Annotated in this window: 18 protein-coding genes; 7 read left to right on the top strand and 11 right to left on the bottom strand. The window is 41.3% G+C overall.

Translation table 11 applies throughout. From position 1 onward, the window contains the following. Positions 1-2: 2 nt before the first annotated feature. From hemB to hemA, 7 genes are read right to left on the bottom strand one after another with little or no spacing between them, the layout of a single operon-like run. Positions 3-977: a porphobilinogen synthase gene (gene hemB / locus ACFEL9_RS17705; RefSeq protein WP_385892936.1), complete on the bottom strand. Its 975-nt coding sequence runs from the start codon at positions 975-977 to the stop codon at positions 3-5. A 45-nt stretch (positions 978-1,022) separates the two neighbouring features. Further along, positions 1,023-1,373, bottom strand: coding sequence for a four helix bundle protein (locus ACFEL9_RS17700; RefSeq protein ID WP_385892933.1), 351 nt, complete (start codon positions 1,371-1,373; stop codon positions 1,023-1,025). A 57-nt stretch (positions 1,374-1,430) separates the two neighbouring features. Then, positions 1,431-2,372, bottom strand: a complete 942-nt coding sequence (hemF, locus tag ACFEL9_RS17695; RefSeq protein WP_385892930.1) for an oxygen-dependent coproporphyrinogen oxidase — start codon at positions 2,370-2,372, stop codon at positions 1,431-1,433. A 46-nt stretch (positions 2,373-2,418) separates the two neighbouring features. Continuing rightward, positions 2,419-3,471, bottom strand: coding sequence for a uroporphyrinogen decarboxylase (gene hemE / locus ACFEL9_RS17690; protein ID WP_385892928.1), 1,053 nt, complete (start codon positions 3,469-3,471; stop codon positions 2,419-2,421). Between the two features lie 18 nt (positions 3,472-3,489). Further along, entirely contained in the window at positions 3,490-4,221 is a 732-nt protein-coding gene (locus ACFEL9_RS17685; RefSeq protein WP_385892925.1) for a uroporphyrinogen-III synthase, read from the bottom strand. Beyond that, positions 4,208-5,137: a hydroxymethylbilane synthase gene (gene hemC, locus ACFEL9_RS17680; protein ID WP_385892923.1), complete on the bottom strand. Its 930-nt coding sequence runs from the start codon at positions 5,135-5,137 to the stop codon at positions 4,208-4,210. The genes ACFEL9_RS17685 and hemC overlap by 14 nt, the downstream gene beginning before the upstream one ends. Before the next feature lies 1 nt (position 5,138). Then, positions 5,139-6,377, bottom strand: a complete 1,239-nt coding sequence (gene hemA / locus ACFEL9_RS17675) for a glutamyl-tRNA reductase (protein WP_385892920.1) — start codon at positions 6,375-6,377, stop codon at positions 5,139-5,141. A 295-nt stretch (positions 6,378-6,672) separates the two neighbouring features. Here hemA and hemH point away from each other — a divergent pair, with 295 nt between their 5' ends. The 7 genes from hemH to ACFEL9_RS17640 all read left to right on the top strand — a co-directional run bounded on the left by hemH (position 6,673) and on the right by ACFEL9_RS17640 (position 12,137). After that, the gene (gene hemH, locus ACFEL9_RS17670; RefSeq protein ID WP_385892917.1) at positions 6,673-7,716 is read left to right on the top strand and encodes a ferrochelatase; all 1,044 of its coding nucleotides are present in this window, start codon (positions 6,673-6,675) and stop codon (positions 7,714-7,716) included. Between the two features lie 106 nt (positions 7,717-7,822). Further along, complete coding sequence (locus ACFEL9_RS17665) at positions 7,823-8,347, top strand: CopD family protein (RefSeq protein ID WP_385892914.1); 525 nt, start codon at positions 7,823-7,825, stop codon at positions 8,345-8,347. 54 nt (positions 8,348-8,401) lie between these two features. Then, the gene (locus tag ACFEL9_RS17660; protein WP_385892911.1) at positions 8,402-8,977 is read left to right on the top strand and encodes a hypothetical protein; all 576 of its coding nucleotides are present in this window, start codon (positions 8,402-8,404) and stop codon (positions 8,975-8,977) included. A 45-nt stretch (positions 8,978-9,022) separates the two neighbouring features. Continuing rightward, positions 9,023-9,364 (top strand): MmcQ/YjbR family DNA-binding protein, encoded by a 342-nt coding sequence (locus ACFEL9_RS17655; RefSeq protein ID WP_385892908.1) that lies wholly within the window; start codon positions 9,023-9,025, stop codon positions 9,362-9,364. A gap of 133 nt (positions 9,365-9,497) precedes the next feature. After that, positions 9,498-10,607, top strand: a complete 1,110-nt coding sequence (locus tag ACFEL9_RS17650) for a glycoside hydrolase family 18 protein (protein WP_385892906.1) — start codon at positions 9,498-9,500, stop codon at positions 10,605-10,607. Positions 10,608-10,674: 67 nt separating this feature from the next. Continuing rightward, complete coding sequence (locus tag ACFEL9_RS17645; RefSeq protein ID WP_385892903.1) at positions 10,675-11,715, top strand: transglutaminase domain-containing protein; 1,041 nt, start codon at positions 10,675-10,677, stop codon at positions 11,713-11,715. Positions 11,716-11,885: 170 nt separating this feature from the next. Continuing rightward, positions 11,886-12,137: a hypothetical protein gene (locus ACFEL9_RS17640; RefSeq protein WP_385892900.1), complete on the top strand. Its 252-nt coding sequence runs from the start codon at positions 11,886-11,888 to the stop codon at positions 12,135-12,137. A gap of 95 nt (positions 12,138-12,232) precedes the next feature. Here ACFEL9_RS17640 and ACFEL9_RS17635 read toward each other — a convergent pair whose 3' ends face one another. The 4 genes from ACFEL9_RS17635 to ACFEL9_RS17620 form a co-directional block, all read right to left on the bottom strand. Further along, the gene (locus ACFEL9_RS17635; RefSeq protein WP_385892897.1) at positions 12,233-12,634 is read right to left on the bottom strand and encodes a hypothetical protein; all 402 of its coding nucleotides are present in this window, start codon (positions 12,632-12,634) and stop codon (positions 12,233-12,235) included. A gap of 151 nt (positions 12,635-12,785) precedes the next feature. After that, positions 12,786-13,802, bottom strand: a complete 1,017-nt coding sequence (locus tag ACFEL9_RS17630; RefSeq protein ID WP_385892894.1) for a DUF4097 family beta strand repeat-containing protein — start codon at positions 13,800-13,802, stop codon at positions 12,786-12,788. Next, complete coding sequence (locus ACFEL9_RS17625; protein WP_385892891.1) at positions 13,774-14,370, bottom strand: hypothetical protein; 597 nt, start codon at positions 14,368-14,370, stop codon at positions 13,774-13,776. Before ACFEL9_RS17625 ends, ACFEL9_RS17630 begins: the two co-directional genes overlap by 29 nt. Then, a complete protein-coding gene (locus ACFEL9_RS17620; protein WP_385893675.1) occupies positions 14,367-14,873 on the bottom strand; it encodes an RNA polymerase sigma factor in 507 nt (168 codons plus the stop codon). The genes ACFEL9_RS17625 and ACFEL9_RS17620 overlap by 4 nt, the downstream gene beginning before the upstream one ends. Positions 14,874-14,981: the final 108 nt, after the last annotated feature.

Here is a 14,981-nt window from a genome sequence, read left to right as displayed (position 1 = left end):
AATTATGAAATCAGTTTTACCGCTTGCTTTGCAAAATAAGTAGCAATGAGATCGGCGCCAGCCCTTTTGATGGAAGTGAGGCTTTCAAGGATAGCTTTCTCCTCGTTGATCCAACCCTTCTCTGCGGCTGCTTTGATCATCGCATATTCACCGCTTACATGATAAGCGCTAACGGGAACAGTCACGACATTTTTTACTTCACGAATAATGTCGAGATAAGCCATGGCAGGTTTTACCATTACAATATCTGCACCTTCCTCTACATCCATTAATGTTTCTTTGATGGCTTCGCGACGATTGGCATAATCCATCTGGTAAGTTTTTTTATCACCAAATCCCGGCGCACTATCCAGCGCATCCCTGAACGGGCCATAAAAACAGGAAGCATATTTGGCACTATAGCTCATGATGCCAGTCTTGGTAAAACCGGTTTCTTCCAAAAATTTTCTTATGGCGCCAATACGTCCATCCATCATATCGCTGGGCGCTACAAAATCAGCACCGGCCCGGGCATGGCTCACACTCATTTTACAAAGTGCTTCTACCGTTTCATCATTAATAATCTCGCCATCTTTTACAATCCCGTCGTGACCGTAGGTAGAGTAGGGATCAAGTGCTACATCTGTCATCACCAGCATTTCCGGTACGGCATCCTTGATGGCTTTGATGCTCCGTTGCATCAATCCCTCAGGGTTCCAGGCTTCTTTGCCCGTATTATCTTTTTCTTCGTCCTTGCATTTGATAAAAAGTAAAACAGATTTAATTCCCAAATTCCATAGTTCCTTTACTTCTTTCACAGTAAAGTCTATACTGTTCCGATAATAGCCCGGCATAGATGCTATTTCCGTTTTCATGTTTTCCCCTTCATCAATAAAAAGCGGGGCTATAAAATCAGCCGGGGTCAGCATAGTTTCAGCAACAAGAGATCTGATGGAAGGATTTGTTCTGAGGATTCTGTTTCGTCGTTGTAGATGCATAGAAGTGAAAAGTGAAAGGTGAAAAGTGAAAAAATAGTTCTGTGTTTATTTCATCATTTTTGAGAGTATAGCAAAACATTCATTTAGCAAAACTCCGGCTTGTTGAGCAGATTCGGTTTTGAAATATTGCAAATCTACCGCAGTTTCCAATGCTGCATCAATTTCAACCAGTGAGCCTCTGGCAATTTCATAGTATCGTTTTCTTTCTTGCAAAGATTTCCGTGTAGATCCCTCTGAAAAATTCAGTTTTACCGAAAGCGCAGCTCTCCTGGTCTGCTGTACCATATTAAATTTTTCTTCAACCGGTAATAAGTTGGAAACTTTATAAACTTCTTTTGTCAATTCTCTTATTTTCGAATAGGCAGTTAGAGACTTGTGATTAAGGTTTAGAAACATAAAATAGCTTTTTTGAAATGAAAACTAAAGTAGCTTACATTTCTCACTTTTGACTTTTCACTTTTCACTCTCACACCAGTCTATTGGATGTAAACAAGCTTTCAACAGCTTTTCTTCTTCGCTTCCCGTTTCTGGATGATAATCGTAAGCCCAACGTGCCCTTGGTGGTAAACTCATCAGGATACTTTCTGTACGGCCATTGGTTTTCAAACCAAAAATAGTTCCACGGTCATGTATTAAATTGAATTCTACATACCGGCCACGTCTCATTTCCTGCCATTCAATTTCTCTTTCAGCATAGGGTGTATGTTTTCTTCTTGAAACGATAGGAAGATAGGCATGAAGAAAAGCGTTCCCATTTGCCTGTTGAAATAAAAACAGCTTTTCGTTGTCCTGTTCATTAGCCGGTTTCAGGTAATCATAAAAAACTCCTCCTATGCCACGCATCTCGTTACCCCGATGTGTATTGGAAAAGTATTCATCGCAATTTTTTTTGTATTGCGGGTATAGTTCCAGGCCGAAAGGATCAATGGTGTTTTTTAAGGTATGATGAAAATGCTTTGCATCATCATCGAAAAGATAATAGGGAGTTAGATCAGTGCCGCCACCAAACCAGCGGTCAATGATTTTGTTGTTCCCGTCATACAATTCAAAATATCGCCAGTTAGCATGCACCGTAGGTACGTAGGGATTGAGCGGGTGAATCACCAGTGATAGACCACAGGCAAACCATTTATGCCCGTCAATCTTCAGTTGCTTGCGCATGATATCGGTAACGTCGCCGTGAACAACAGAAGTGTTGACTCCTCCTTTTTCAAAAACATTGCCTTTGGCGATAACCCTTGTATCACCACCGCCGCCACCTTCTCTTTCCCACCTGTCAACGAGGAAGCTGGCCTTGCCATCTTCATTCTGTAGTGCGTTACAAATTCGGTTTTGCAGATCCTGGATGTAATGGATCCACAAATCTTTTAACGGATATGCAAGTGTTGTACTCAATTGTATTTATTTTATCGGGATTGAATCGTTGAAATTAAACTTTTCATTAAGCTTCAATCACTGATCTTTCTTTTTCAAACTCTTTTACCGTATCAACAAAAGCCCTGGCATGATCGACCGGCACATTGGGTAAAATACCATGCCCCAGGTTGGCAATATGTTTCTGTCCGCCGAAAGCTGTGAGCATTTGTTTTACTTCTTTTTTAATGACGGGGATCGGCGATAACAATTTCGCCGGGTCAAAATTTCCCTGTAAAACAATATCAGGGCCGGCGAGTTGCCTTGCCATTTGCGGCGTGATGCACCAATCTATTCCCAGTGCGGTCGCACCAGTTGCTGACATGGCTTCCAAACTATGCCAGGCTCCTTTTGCAAAAACAATTACAGGAGCCATATCCTTTACAGCCCTGACGATTTGCCGGATGTATTTCAATGAAAATTCTTCAAAGTCTGCCGGGCCTAACAATCCACCCCATGAATCAAAAATCTGCACTACATCAGCACCCGATTCAATTTGCCTGCGCAGGTAAGCAATGGTAGTATCTGTGATCATTTGCAACAGGCGATGCGCTGTTTCGGGTTGCGTATAACAAAATATCTTGGCCTCATCAAATGTTTTGGAGCCTTTACCCTGCACCATATAGCACAATAATGTCCAGGGAGCGCCGGCAAAACCGATCAGTGGCACGCGGCCATTTAATTCCTGTTTGATCAGTTTAATGGCATCAAAAACATAGGGCAGCGTCTCATTTACATCAGGCACTTTTAACCGGGCAAGATCTTCGATGCTTTTTATCGGGTGAGGTAAAATAGGCCCTTTACTTTCTATCAACTGAACTTCCAACCCCATGGCCTGTGGCACTACCAAAATGTCCGAAAACAAGATGGCGGCATCCACACCGATAATATCAACAGGCTGCAGCGTTATCTCACATGCCAGTTCTGGTGTTTGACAACGTTCGAAGAATCCATACTTCTCCCTCAATACCATATACTCGGGCAAATACCGGCCTGCCTGCCGCATCATCCACACGGGGGGACGTTCTACCGTTTCACCTTTCAATGTCCGAAGCAAGAGATCGTTTTTTAAAGTGCTCATGTTTTATTAGCTATAAGTTTATGAATCCTGTTTAACAGCAGAAGAATTGTTCTTCACAAATTCCACTGCCTTCATAACAAGTTTATTCTTGATGGGTTCATCACTCCTGATGATTTTATTGGCGGAAAATTTTTTTATTTCAACAGCGGTAGTGTGACCCATGACGAACAGCACCGTTTTTGGAGGAAGGTCATTGGCAATAAAAAAACTTTCTGCGGCACTGGGACTAAAAAAAAGAATTGCATCATAGTCTTTTTCTATCGGTTTTGGTACCAGCGTTGTGTGATAAACTGTAATTTCCTTAACGGCTATATTTTGTTGTACCAGGGCAGCTGGCAAGTCGTTTCGACGAAGATTGCCGCAAAAAAATATTACTTCATTGGTATTGCGACCGGCAATGATCTTTGCTGCAAGAGTCGCCGCATTACCAGCAGTGCCTTTAATATTTTCTTCGCCAAAATATTGTTTGGCCAATTCATACGTAGAATAGCCGATGCAATAAATAGTCCAGGCAGGAATAAAACCATCCAGTAACTGAACAACAGGTTTTATCGCATTACCGCTGGTGAATACCACCACCGCTTTTTGTTGCAATATGGATTGAATTTGGGGTTGAATCGTTTGCGGCGGATAGGATTTTATTTCGGTAAATGGAATAACGTCGATATCAACGTCATTACTTTCCGCCATTTGCGTGGCTGATTGATCAACCGGACCGGTACATAATATGGAAGGTTTAATTGACGGCATTCTGTATCTCCTCCAGTATTTTCCGGCCGCCATTGACTAATAATTCCTTTCCGGCCAAATTGCCCAAATCACCAGCATCGCTAATTATTGCAATTTTTTCTATTTCCTTTTTCTGACTTCCATCCAGTGATAAAATATTTCCCTTGAAAGATATATGGTTGTCTGTCACAACAGCTAATGCACTGATGGGAGTGGAGCAGCCGCCCATTAATGTCCGCAAAAAATCCCTTTCAATTTTCGCACATAAAGCCGTCATTTCATCATTAAAATGATGGCAGGCCTTATAAGTATACTCATCTTCGTTTCGGCAAACAACCATGACGGCTCCCTGTGCCGGAGCGGGAAGCATCCATTCAATTACCCCGCTGTTTTCGGGACGGAGATTGATTCGTTCCAAACCAGCCTGAGCGAAAATCGCCGCATCCCAATTTTCTTCGCCCAGTTTACGCAGTCTTGTATTAACGTTGCCGCGAAGATTATGTATTTGGTGATGCGGATACCTGTTTAACCATTGTGCTTTTCTACGTAAGCTGCTCGTTGCAATATTGGCCACATAGTTTGTTGTGTCGTTGAGAAAATTACCGTTGGTTTTATAAACCAGCAAATCGTTCACAGGGCCACGTTTTAATACAGCCGCCTGTATTATTCCTTTTGGCAATTGCGTGGGCACATCTTTCATCGAATGAACAGCTACATCAATTTTGTCATTTAACAATGCGGCGTCCAGGCTTCGGGTGAAAATACCTTGTACACCCATTTCATACAAAGGCGTTTTAAGGTCAAGGTCACCTTCGCTTTTTATATACACCAGTTCAGACGCAAACCCATATTTTTCCAAAAGCGATTTAACCTGTGTGGCTTGCCATACAGCTAATTGACTTTCCCTTGTGCCAATACGAATAATCTTATTTGTCATTTCAGCTTGCCTCGGAAGCTATAAATTCATTGATTGCTTCAATATAATTACAGCCACCCTGATTTTGGAGACGAATTTTTGATGCCATTCCATTTATCACCCGTTGAATCTTTTCGTCGGGATCTTTTCCCGCAAAATTAGCAGTTGTAGTGTAGTTGGAAAATAATGGAGAAGTATGAATTTCTTTCAGCTTTATTTTAACCGCTTTTAAAATTGGAGCATGTTTGCGCATCATCAGCCAGTCCGCGAATTCAGCCATATGTTTCGTGATAATGCTTTTTGCTTTTGGCACTTCCGCCTTACGTTTTGCCAGTGTTTCGTCATTGATTTTCGACAGGTCATCAATATTAACCAGGTGAACATTGGGCAATTCCTGTGCAGCATCTTCAACATTGTAAGGAACAGAAAGATCGATGATCAACTTTTCGCCTTTGCCTTCCAAATGTGAGCGAAGAATAGTAGGCGTCGATGCATTGGTGGCAACCAGGATAATATCTGAATTTTCGATTTGCTGCGCTAATTCATCAACCGGGGCATGCCGGAGCCCCAGCTCAACAGCGAGTTCGGCTGCTTTCTCTTCGGTGCGGTTAACAAGTGTAATCTTTTTTGTATCCAGGTAGTCTACCAGGTTTTTGCAGGTGTTACGACCAATCTTGCCTGTGCCCAGCAACATTATTTTTTTGCCGGCAACATCCAATACTTTTTCCCGGATATATTGAACAGCAGCAAACGAAACGGAAATAGTGCCACCGCTGATGGCGGTTTCATTTTTTATCGCTTTCGATGATTGCAATACGGCATTGAATAATCGCTCCAAAAATGTTCCGATAAAGCCGTGTTGCTTTGCAAACTTCACCGCAGCTTTGATCTGTCCCACAATTTCATAATCACCCAATATCTGCGAATCGAGACCAGCGCTTACATCAAATAAATGCTGGATAGCCTGTTTACCATGTTTGATATAAGCCAGTTCATTAAACGTATTGGAATCTCCTTTTGTTTGTGCGCAAAGCAGGTTGATAAGTTGCTGTGCATTTTCGGCAAAACCATAAACCTCGGTACGATTGCAGGTAGAAAGGATAAATAACTCATTCAGCCCATGCCCGGGGGCCATCTCAAGTACAGCCGCATATTGTTCAGGGCTGATAGCAAATAAACCACGGGTGGTTGCATTACTCTTCTTGTAGTTGATCCCTATCGCATAAAACTTTGATATGTCAGTGGCCCGGTGTGCAGTCATTATCTTATGTCGCTTAAATGGTTGTACAAAAATACCGTTGGCGTCCCCAATTTGCGAATTATACTGTCATTGCAATGTCATTTTAGCCATGAATTGATAAAAATCAGGATGAGGGCTGACAATTATCGTATGAATTATTTCGCAAAATCAGGGAAGTGAATTGCGGAGTATAAACGAAAATAGCAAATGCACCGTTGCCTGTCGCAATGGAAAAATATTCTTTGCTATTCGCTTTCCACAACTCACTGTTTAAGCAGAGTAATTACCTTTGCCCACCTATAACAGGTTTAGAATTATGAAGAGAGCGATACTATTAATGAATTTAGGTTCCCCGGATTCAACAGAAGTAAAAGATGTAAAACGTTACCTGGATGAATTCCTGATGGATGAAAGAGTCATCGATAAACCGTGGTTGTTGCGTTTGTTGTTGGTTAAGGGAATCATCACACCTTTCAGGGCGGCTAAGTCTGCAGAAGCGTATAAAACTATCTGGACAAAAGAAGGATCACCATTGGTAGTACTCACCAAACAATTACAGCAGGCACTGCAGCAGCAGATCAGTGAGCCTGTAGAAATTGCGATGCGGTATGGCAGCCTGACACCTGCCAGGGGATTTGATGAATTGCTCAAAAGAGAACCGGCATTGGAAGAGGTAATAGCTGTGCCGTTGTATCCGCATTATGCCATGTCTTCTTTCGAAACTGCTGTCGAACACGCCAAAAAAACGCACCGCGAAAAAAAATATCCGTTTAGTCTTCGGTTTATCAAACCTTTTTTTGATGCACCTGCTTACATCCATGCGTTAGCAGAAAATATCAGGCTTTATCTTGACCAGCCCTATGATCATATCTTATTCAGCTATCATGGCATTCCGGCCCGTCATATTCACAGAAATGATCCCGTCTCGTTACAAAAATGCCTTGCTACGAACGGAGAGTGTGTTCCGGGATCGGCAGGATACAATACATGTTATAAGCGGCAAGTTTTTAAAACAACCAAATTGGTGATGCAACAGTTAACTGTGCCTGCTGACAAATACAGCATTTCGTTTCAATCCCGGTTGGGAAAAGGATGGCTGGAGCCCTTTACAGATATTCGCCTGGAACAAATGCCGAAAGAAGGGATAAAAAAATTACTGATACTATGCCCCGCTTTTGTGAGCGATTGCCTGGAAACATTGGAGGAAATAGAGGAAAGAGGCAAAGAGACTTTCATACAGGCTGGTGGTGAGTCTTACAAAATGATCCCTTGTCTAAATACACATCCGTTATGGGTTGCCACATTGAAGAATTGGATGGAGGAAATCAATAGCGGTAAAACGGACATGTTGTTAGCCTGATGAGTTTACGGGTTTAAGTTTAATAGTTTAAAATTGTGTCTGCGTCAGCACAAACTTCAACACCGACTGACTTTAAACCCTGAACTTTTAACTTTAAACTTCTTGCATGTATCTATACATAAAAGCTCTGCATATTATTTTTATTGTTACCTGGTTTAGCGGAATGTTTTACCTCGTGAGATTGTTTATTTATAACACCGAGGCTAATGAAAAGACTGAACCCGAAAAAAGTATTTTGCAAAAGCAGTTTGCAATAATGATAAAAAGGTTATGGTTTGGCATCACGTGGCCTTCGGCAATCCTTACACTTGTTTTCGGCGGTTGGTTGCTTTATTTGTTTGATTCGTTCCCCCAATGGTTGTTGATCAAACTTTGTTTTGTCCTTGGCTTATATGTTTATCATTTTTCATTACATGCAATTTATAAACAACAGAGGGAGGGAAAGTTCAGGTACAGTTCACAGCAATTGCGGATATGGAATGAAGTAGCTACCATATTTTTGGTTGTAGTTGTGATGCTTGTTGTGGTTAAGCAAAATCTCAGTTTTGTTTGGGGATTATTGGGGTTGATTCTTTTTGTCGTGCTGCTCATGTCCGCCATAAAGATTTATAAGCTAACCAGGCGTGGGTAATTCTTCGTTTGTAGATAAAAGTTTCTCTGATTATATTGGAATACAGGAAAAATTATGCTTCAATATTGGAGATTAAATAAGAATAAATGGCTGGGTATGGCGATATCCTGGTTTTTTCTTTTTTCGGTATTCACTTTGGTTGTCTTGCTTCGGGCTAATCTGACTATGCAAATTTTATTAATCAACATTGCAGTCTCAGCCGGCGTTGTTTTCCTAAGTTTTTTGCTGCTCCTTATATATGGATTTTCGGGATTCAGAAGGAAATCGCTGTTATTTAACTCACAGCCTTTTGATCATCTTAAATCTGCCGGATTTAACGAAGAACTTACAGCTTCACAGCACAAGTTTTTTTTCGCTGATAAAAGGTTAGCTGGTTTTATCGATGGATACCGGGTTAAAATTGATGGGGACGGGAAGAAGCTTACAATTTTTGTTGGTACAGATGCTTTTCCCGATCCACTAGTGGATTCATTGCTGGTTAAAAAGCTAAAGCAGATGAATATTTCCCTTAACGAGATTTTTGCAGAGAAGATAATCTGGCGTCGTGAACTAAATCCCGAAACAAACTTATTTGACATTAGCAAAGAATTGGTAAAAGTTTTAAGGCAAAATGGGATTCAGCCGCGATGAGTCGAAGAGGCTTTCTTTCAATCAGGATAATTTAATTAACTACCAATGATTACACTTGACTCTGCCAGGCAGATTGCTCTTTCTCTTCCCGAAGTGGAAGAAAAATCTCATTTTGAAAAGCCTGATTTTCGTATCAGGAAGAAAGTACTGGCAGTCCTGCACGTCGACAAACACGTTATGGTGATAAAGCTTTCCCTGGTTGAACAATCGGTTTTTTGCGCCTTTGACGCAACAGTCATTTATCCTGTTCCGGGCGGCTGGGGCCGCCAGGGTTGGACGATGATCAATTTAAAAAAGGTTAAAAAGGCAATGCTGGTTGACGCATTGACAACCGCATGGAAAACCGTTGCACCGGTTACCCTTGTAAAAAAATATTTTCCGAACTAATAGCTGGTTTTTGAGTTAAATTGGCTTCAATAAAACTGTACGGATGAAATGAGCCATGATCCGCCGCGGCGGATCATCAACCGGGATGATTATTTGGCGAATCAGCTGGCTATAATCTAATAAAAATATACAGATGAAAAAGATCGTCTATTGCCTGACGGTATTGATGTTTATATCGCTTTTCCTTTTTGCCTTTATTAAAAATTCACCGGGTGATAACAAAAGTGAATTGGCTGTAATTGCCTATTATTCGGGTGACAACAAGACAATTGACAATTATCCCGTAGAAAAACTGACGCATATTATTTATAGTTTCTGTCATCTCAAGGGAAACCGATTAAATGTTGACAACAAAGGTGATTCAGCAACAATCAGGAAACTGGTTTCATTGAAAAAAAAGAACGCCCAATTGAGGGTCTTGTTATCTCTCGGGGGTTGGGGAGGTTGTGAATTTTGTTCACCGGTTTTCTCGACCGATGAAGGAAGAAAAGCATTTGCCCGTTCCGTTAAAGAAGTAAATAATTATTTTAAAACAGATGGTATTGATCTTGATTGGGAATACCCGGCGATAGAAGGCCATCCGGGACATGCTTTTAAGTTAGAAGATAAAGCCAATTTTACGGCTCTTGTAAAGGAGTTGCGGAATAGTTTGGGAAACAAACATGACATCAGTTTTGCGGCCGGAGGTTTTCCAAAATTTTTACAGGAGTCGATCGAATGGAAGGAAGTGATGCCGGTAGTGGATTACGTAAACCTGATGAGCTATGACCTGGTGAATGGATATAGTACAAAAACCGGGCACCACACACCCCTGTATTCAACTCCTGAACAGGTAGAGTCTGCTGATAACGCAATAACTTACCTGACATCCGTAGGAGTGCCGGCTAATAAAATCGTGATCGGCGCCGCCTTTTATGCCCGCACCTGGGAAAAAGTAGATTCGGTGAATAATGGCTTATATCAACCAGGTAAATTCAAAAGCTTTATTTCATACCGGCAGTTTAATAGCCGTCTTTCTAAACAGGACGGTTTTGTTTTTTACCGGGATACAATTTCAGGGTCAGCATATGCGTATAACACGCCTAAAAAAACATTTGCCACCTTTGACGATCCGGTTTCTATCGAAGCCAAAACAAAGTACGCTATTGACAAGGGCTTAAAAGGCATTATGTTTTGGGAGTTAACGCTTGATATTCCTGCGGGCGGCTTGCTGGATGTGATAGACAGAGCCAGGAAAAAATAAATGACCGGGCTTCGCTATAGTTGAAGATGCTGATAAAGTGTAACTTTATAGTGGTCACTCCTGGTTTATGAAGCGAAGCATCTTTTTTGGTCTTATCCTTATTTCCTATTCTGCCTTTTCACAGAGTCTGCAGGATAAGAATGGAAAAGAAAAAAAGAAACCAAATACGATGACTACTCCTGCCGAACTAGCCCAGGAGTTGACACTAAGCTGTACCACCGATCTGGAAAAAGTAAAAGCCATTTTTTACTGGATCACCGCCAATATTGATTATAGAACGAAGCCATCCGTTCCTTCACGCTTCCGTAGAAGGACATCAATACCGGTTATTGAGGATGATGGCAATGATACCGCCGCACTAAAACCATTGGATGAAAGGGTAGCTGAAAATGTATTGGATGAAAAGGTCGCCGTGTGTGACGGTTATGCCCGGCTGTTTAAAACCCTTTGCAGCTATAGCGGCGTAAAGGCCGAGGTGATTCATGGATATGCCCGCACGGAGTCTACCAAACGCATTCAGCGATTCAGGCCCAATCACTCCTGGAATGCAGTGCTGATCGACAGCGTATGGAAATTGCTGGACGTGACCTGGGCAAGCGGTTATATCAGCTGGCACGGTAATGAGTTTGTTCGCCAACTGGACGAACAATATTTTTTATCAACGCCAGAACAATTCATTCGTGAGCACTACCCGGATGATCTTCGGTGGACATTGATGGATGACCCACCGCTAATGCCGGAGTTTCGCCACTCACCATTTAGGCAAAAATCATTTTCCAAGTACCAGATAATAGCCTACCTGCCGGAAAAGGGTGTAATCGAAGCATCGCTGGGGGATACACTTCAGTTACAACTGGAAACATCAGACGTAATAAAGGACCAGGGTGTAAGCAGTGATCCTTTTCTGGACACAACTCTCTATTCAACCGCTACATCGGCATTGTTAACACCATTAAACGGAATGGGACATATAACTTCTTACACGTACATCGTTAACTCATCAGCCATTCAATGGTTGTACATTTTATACAACGATGATATTGTTCTCCGGTATAAGCTAAGTATAAAAAAGACCAATGAGCTGGCTATCGCCAATAAGGTTGACTGAGCTTGTTTTATTGATCCAAATTTAGTTTTGGACTTTTGAATTTTGCCCTAAATAAAAGATTTTCAATCAGCTAGCCACAATAATTCATTCATTATTTTCACGCCGAACAATTTTTTATCCTATCTTCCGTTTAGAAAATATCCAATATTTGTAAAACCAATATCTGTTTTATGAGCAATCTTTACCCCAATGACCAGGCGCATATTGCCGATGAGTTTCATTTCACAGACGATCATATTACACAAACTTCCCGTTTAGCTTTTCTAAAGATCAATTCTTACAAACTTTCCCTGATCAATGCTGCATTTTGTATGAACCGCGACGAGTTGGCCGGTATCATCCAAAACAGTCTTCTCAATTATACCACGCCGGAAAATGTTTTGGCTGACCAGGGTTTCTTTAGTTCAGCTACGAATAATTAGTTTAATAAAGCATTTAAAAAATAATGGGTGGGGCTATCCTGAACGGGTAAGCACACCCATTATTGTTTGCAGATGTTAAGGAATAATATTGCTGATCAAAAAGCTTTTTTCTCCAGGGGCTTTGACAGAAGATAACGGGTCATAAAGATGCCACCGGCGCCACTATCGTTCTGGCTGAGTGTTAAAGAGGTCACATGATCGAGTTTCCAGCCATCATCCGTATATTGTTTCAACGTTCTTACGAGTTTATCTTCATTCTCCTTTATGTTTTTAAAGTTGATTCCCGTCATACTGAAGAGGTTTTCCAAATCCGATTCCTTTTGTGATCCATCGGGATTTGTTACAATCATTTTAGAACGGCCCAGGCCACCGGCCACTACAGACTCAACTGTGTTGATTTGCATGAATTGTTTGTCGGCCTCAGGTTTTGTTTCTTGTGCATAAAGACCAATACCGGTTAGTAGCGTTATAAGCAACGATAAAACTATTTTTTTCATTTTATATTATTTTCCCCGAAGCTAATTGTGTAACTGAAGCATGTCAAAGCCGGTTTGCCTGAATTGCAAAAAAGGCTGACTGAAGTGCCACAAGTGATAAATAAAAAGCCCGGGAAACACCCGGGCCTCTCTATTAAAGAAACTGGTTAGCTTACAAATGAACGACGCCACCTTTTGACTTATTCTTGTTCTTATTTTTATTGCTGTTGTCCTTCATATCTTCTGCCGTGGGTTCGCCGACAATAATTTTTCCGAAGCTGGATTTGATCTCAATTTTGGCTGAGCCGCTACCCGATTTTCCTTCATAACTTTTATTTGAATCGGGACCATATTTGTCAGGTGTATCGGTTCGTTTTATAGCTGCATTGCTACGGTCGATTACACTGCCAAAGCTGGTAGCAATATTATAGCTGGCAGAAAGATTGCCCGGTTTAAGATTCACGGTGCTGTAGGACTCGTTCATTTTTAGTGAAGACAAGTTATTATCAAGGCTGATCTTCGTATCGTCACAAAACTCAAGGTTTATTTCATTGTTGCCGGATAAATTTGCAATCCCAACCTTGGAAAATTTGAATGTCGCATCAACATTTGAAACATTTTTTATGTTTGCTTTTCCAAACTCTACTACGATATCTTTTGCATTACTTAATGAGCCCGCAGCCAGGTTGCCGAATTTATTTTTTATAGACACAGCTCCGGTATAATCGGGAATTTCCGTATTACCAAAATTGTTTTCAACAGATAGGACAACAGATATAGGCAGGTGCACTTCGTAGTCAATGCTCATGCTGGATTTGCAATTTTTACAGTTGTCATTTTTGCCATCTTTATTGTCAATCGTCGTTTTAAATTGTATTTCATTTCCCTGTTGTTTATCGGAAACACTAATCGCATCAAATATCTTTTGGGCAAAGTCCTGCTGGTTCGAACTTGCTTCGATATGTACATCTACTTTAATTTCATTCTTATCCCAGCCAATAAATTTTACATTGCCAAAGTGGTTGTTGATAGATAATTTATTTCCGGAAGCAGGATAGGTTTTTGAAATATCTCTTTGTTTGACAAATTCAAACTTTTGTCGTTCTTTTTGTTTTTCCTCCTGGGCCTGGCCGATGATGGCGCATAATAGTAGCGAAATACTAAATGCGGGGATGAGTATCTTTTTCATTTTTCAATGGTTTGTTGTTTTTAAATTCGTGAATGATGCCTAATTGCTTGCTCAACAATTCCGCCTGCAGTTGCAGATTTTGAAGCATAGCTTTTATGATGACTTCCCGGTTAGGAGTTTGTATGGCCTGTGTTTTGAGCACCCGGTATGAACTATCCAGTGCCGCAAGGTCTTCCGCAAACTGTGAATACAATTCAGGTTGCTCTTTGGCGATAGCTTTTAGCTGCTGTTGCTGTGTTTCTATTGACTCATATATTTTAGAAGCTTCAGTTGCATACTCAGGTGCGATTTTGCTGATATCGTATGTGCCTTTTTTTTGTGCAACGTCGTTGACGACTGGTTTTTCGTTGTTGTGCTTATTGGCAGTCAAAAAATAAATGCCGGAAATAATGAGCAGGGAAGCGGCCGCAACAGCACCCCATTTATAAAGATCCCTGACATATACTTTCTTTGGCGGCTTGTTAGCATCGATGGATCGTTCCACCTGGCGCCAAACCCCGGAGTGAGGAAGCTCATCATCAAACTCCCGCCGGTTTTCTTCTATAAAATTTTTAAGACTCTTGCTCATATCTTTTCCTCTTTTTGCAGCAGTTGTAAAAGTTTTTGTTTACCCCGTTTGTATTGCGTCCGGGCTGTTGAATGGCTTATTTGTAAAATATCGGCGATCTCCTCATGGTCATAGCCTTCCAATAGATAAAGCGATAAAACGGCTCTGTATCCATGGGGTAGTTGGTTCATCGCCTTTTTAATACCAGCCACGGTAAACTCAAGTTCCTGCTCGTCTGGTGTATTTTCTTCGGCAAGCTCTTCGGTTTCATGTTCAATACCTGTGAAGATCAAACGCCTCTTCTTTAATAGTGCCACGCTTTTGAACACAACAATTTGTTTTAACCAGGCCCCGAAACTCGCCTTGTTTTCAAAAGAATGGAGTTGCAAAAAAGCATCTGTAAAGGAATCCTGCAGTATATCTTCAGCATCAGCCTTGTTGGCGGTAATACGAAGAGCTGTATTATACATAGCTTTTGAATACCGGTCATAGAGTAACCGGTAAGCCGACATATCGCCCCCGATGCATTGTGCTACCAGTGTATCAGCAGAAGGTATTGTGACTCTGAGCTCCAGGTATTTGGTTTTATATAAAGTAAAAGATAATCGGAGAATGTTGCACGCCGTTTGAAA

The sequence above is a fragment of the Terrimonas alba genome, assembly GCF_042434975.1.
Lineage (GTDB): Bacteria > Bacteroidota > Bacteroidia > Chitinophagales > Chitinophagaceae > Terrimonas_B > Terrimonas_B alba.
The sequence above is the reverse complement of the archived record's forward strand: the minus strand, read 5'-3'. Positions and strand labels throughout refer to the sequence as shown.

What these genes read in the sequence shown, in the direction of transcription:
- hemB (WP_385892936.1), bottom strand. Translation starts at nt 977, where the DNA reads ATGCATCTACAACGACGAAACAGAATCCTCAGAACAAATCCTTCCATC.
- ACFEL9_RS17700 (WP_385892933.1), bottom strand. Translation starts at nt 1,373, where the DNA reads ATGTTTCTAAACCTTAATCACAAGTCTCTAACTGCCTATTCGAAAATA.
- hemE (WP_385892928.1), bottom strand. Translation starts at nt 3,471, where the DNA reads ATGAGCACTTTAAAAAACGATCTCTTGCTTCGGACATTGAAAGGTGAA.
- ACFEL9_RS17685 (WP_385892925.1), bottom strand. Translation starts at nt 4,221, where the DNA reads ATGCCGTCAATTAAACCTTCCATATTATGTACCGGTCCGGTTGATCAA.
- hemC (WP_385892923.1), bottom strand. Translation starts at nt 5,137, where the DNA reads ATGACAAATAAGATTATTCGTATTGGCACAAGGGAAAGTCAATTAGCT.
- hemA (WP_385892920.1), bottom strand. Translation starts at nt 6,377, where the DNA reads ATGACTGCACACCGGGCCACTGACATATCAAAGTTTTATGCGATAGGG.
- hemH (WP_385892917.1), top strand. Translation starts at nt 6,673, where the DNA reads ATGAAGAGAGCGATACTATTAATGAATTTAGGTTCCCCGGATTCAACA.
- ACFEL9_RS17665 (WP_385892914.1), top strand. Translation starts at nt 7,823, where the DNA reads ATGTATCTATACATAAAAGCTCTGCATATTATTTTTATTGTTACCTGG.
- ACFEL9_RS17660 (WP_385892911.1), top strand. Translation starts at nt 8,402, where the DNA reads ATGCTTCAATATTGGAGATTAAATAAGAATAAATGGCTGGGTATGGCG.
- ACFEL9_RS17655 (WP_385892908.1), top strand. Translation starts at nt 9,023, where the DNA reads ATGATTACACTTGACTCTGCCAGGCAGATTGCTCTTTCTCTTCCCGAA.
- ACFEL9_RS17650 (WP_385892906.1), top strand. Translation starts at nt 9,498, where the DNA reads ATGAAAAAGATCGTCTATTGCCTGACGGTATTGATGTTTATATCGCTT.
- ACFEL9_RS17645 (WP_385892903.1), top strand. Translation starts at nt 10,675, where the DNA reads ATGAAGCGAAGCATCTTTTTTGGTCTTATCCTTATTTCCTATTCTGCC.
- ACFEL9_RS17640 (WP_385892900.1), top strand. Translation starts at nt 11,886, where the DNA reads ATGAGCAATCTTTACCCCAATGACCAGGCGCATATTGCCGATGAGTTT.
- ACFEL9_RS17635 (WP_385892897.1), bottom strand. Translation starts at nt 12,634, where the DNA reads ATGAAAAAAATAGTTTTATCGTTGCTTATAACGCTACTAACCGGTATT.
- ACFEL9_RS17630 (WP_385892894.1), bottom strand. Translation starts at nt 13,802, where the DNA reads ATGAAAAAGATACTCATCCCCGCATTTAGTATTTCGCTACTATTATGC.
- ACFEL9_RS17625 (WP_385892891.1), bottom strand. Translation starts at nt 14,370, where the DNA reads ATGAGCAAGAGTCTTAAAAATTTTATAGAAGAAAACCGGCGGGAGTTT.